The following is a 1,746-nucleotide window of genomic DNA, read 5'->3' as shown; positions in this document are numbered from 1 at the left end:
GAGGGGTAGCGCGCGAGCCAGGCCTCTATGGCCTGCATTGCTCGCCGTGTCCTCGGCCCTGCCTCATCGAACAAAACATCTCCAGCAGAGTTCGCGCTCTTCTTGCGAGAGGCGTGCCATGGATTGCCTGATCGCAAGTGGTTGATTTGATTGGAGCTGGGGTGGCAGCTGGGTCGCAGACGACCCACTGAGGCCGACCCACTGCGGCGAGAGTGACCCGCCCATGTGGCTGAAGCAGGAGATCGCCGCCCCCGCTTCGCGAAGGGTTCTGGGCGCAGCGGACCTCAACAAGGGGGAGGGACGGAAGAGCGAGGACGCTCTTCGCGTGAGCCCGGATGCTCAATCCGGGGTGCGTTGCCGATTCGACCTGTCAGGCGTCGGACGTTGGAAACAGCGGCGCGACGAGCAGGTCGTCCTTGATGCCATGTTTCTTGAGCAGCTTGCCGAGTGAGCGGCGTTCCTTGCCCGCAAGCCGGGCTGCATGCGTGACGTTGCCATCGGTCGCATGCATCAGGCGCCGCAGGTAGTCACGCTCGAAGCGTTGCATCGCACGCTCGCGTGCTTCGTTGAAGGCATGGATGGAGTCGTCGTGCGAGTCCGCCACCTCTATCCGCGCTGCAGGATCGGCACTCGGCTCCAGGTGCAATTCCTCAGCGTCCGACAACAGCAGGGCGCGCTGCACCCGGTTGTCGAGCTCGCGCACGTTGCCGGGCCAGGGATAGGCCTCCAGCCATTTGAGGCTTTGCGCATGCAGCCGACGCAGCGGCTGGCCATACTGGCGCGCATGACGGGCGATGAAGTGGTCGGCGAGGATGCGCGCATCGCCGGCGCGTTCGCGCAAGGGCGGCATCTCGAGCAGCAGCACATTGAGCCGGAACGCCAGGTCGTCACGGAAGGCACCGATGCTCAGCAAGTCGTTCAGTCGCGGGCTCGCCGCCGCGATGATGCGAACGTCGCCCGTGCACTCGCGCGCACCGCCGACCGGGCGGTAGCGATAGTCCTGCAGGAAGCGCAGCAAGGAAACCTGCGCGCGCGGGGGGAGCGAATCCAGCTCGTCGAGAAACAGCGTGCCGCCCTCGGCCGCTGCCACCAATCCGCTGCGCGCCTGCTTGGCATCGGTGAAGGCGCCGCGTTCGCAGCCGAACAGTTCGCTCTCGATCAGCGACTCGGGCAAGGCACCGCAGTTCAAGGGCACGAACGGGCCTTCGCGCCGCGCCGACAGGTAGTGGATGGCGCGTGCCGCCAGCTCCTTGCCGGTCCCTGTTTCGCCCTGGATCAGGACCGGCGTTTCGTAGTGCGCCATGCGTTCCATCAATCCCAATGCGTGAAGGAAGGATGGCGATCGACCAATGAGCTTGGACGGGGTGGGGCTGAGCACGGCGCGGATCCTGATGCGTTCGTTGTCGTCGGCGCTTTGAAGGCCCCAATGATTGGCCACTGCTGGCATTTAGGAATCCCTATGTTGATGGATGAGCTTCGGGGCTCCAAGCCTAAGAACTTATCCGTAAATAGGCAGAATGCCGATCCGATCCGATCCGAGCCGCGGCGAGCACGGCGAAGGACCGAGACCTTGGGCAAGCGCGTCGAATCGTGGGTGGTGACTGACGAGTTCTGGCAGCGGGTCGAACCGCTGATTCCGCTGCGCTCAGCGGCTGACCGAATCTATGTTCGCAAGCCGGGAGCGGGCCGGCCGCCGAAGCCGGCGCGGCTGGTGTTCGAGGCCATCGTCTGCGTGCTGCGCACGGG

At 65.1% G+C, this 1,746-nt stretch carries 2 protein-coding genes; one reads left to right on the top strand and one right to left on the bottom strand.

Annotated features, from left to right (window positions below; genetic code table 11):
- Positions 1–370 precede the first annotated feature (370 nt).
- Entirely contained in the window at positions 371–1,447 is a 1,077-nt protein-coding gene (locus AC1D15_RS30420) for a sigma 54-interacting transcriptional regulator (protein WP_465113541.1), read from the bottom strand.
- A 123-nt stretch (positions 1,448–1,570) separates the two neighbouring features.
- Between AC1D15_RS30420 and AC1D15_RS30415 the strand changes: the two genes are divergently transcribed.
- On the top strand, positions 1,571–1,746 hold a 176-nt coding region (locus AC1D15_RS30415; RefSeq protein WP_477828963.1), incomplete at its 3' end, for a transposase.

The sequence above is a fragment of the Rhizobacter sp. P2_H2 genome (assembly GCF_056403375.1).
The sequence above is the reverse complement of the archived record's forward strand: the minus strand, read 5'-3'. Positions and strand labels throughout refer to the sequence as shown.

Bases quoted from the DNA above. Each gene is read 5' to 3' on its own strand.
- AC1D15_RS30420 (WP_465113541.1), bottom strand. From the start codon at position 1,447: ATGCCAGCAGTGGCCAATCATTGGGGCCTTCAAAGCGCCGACGACAAC.